Origin of the sequence: Massilia genomosp. 1 (assembly GCF_011682185.1) — a bacterium.
Taxonomy (GTDB): domain Bacteria; phylum Pseudomonadota; class Gammaproteobacteria; order Burkholderiales; family Burkholderiaceae_D; genus Telluria_A; species Telluria_A rubra.
In genome coordinates this window covers 1-202 of the sequence record NZ_WHJF01000725.1, presented here as the reverse complement: position 1 = coordinate 202, position 202 = coordinate 1, and the positions used below count along the sequence as shown (strand labels likewise).

The following is a 202-nucleotide window of genomic DNA, read 5'->3' as shown; positions in this document are numbered from 1 at the left end:
GACACTGCCAAGCGGAGGATCGATTTCGAGGTCGCCTGCAACGCGAAACAGTTGCCTTGCCCTGCCTGCGGCGTGAACGGGCAAGGTGTTCATGACAGGGTCAGGCGCGACTGGCGCCACCTTGATTTCTTCCAGCATGAGGCCTGGCTGCATGCCGACGTACCGCGGGTCGATTGCGGCGCATGTGGCAAGACAACGACGG

General features: G+C 62.4%; 1 protein-coding gene. It reads left to right on the top strand.

The annotated features are described in order from the left end of the window. Positions 1 to 202: transposase family protein (locus tag F1735_RS37320; protein ID WP_167241701.1), on the top strand; the 202-nt coding region annotated here is incomplete at both ends.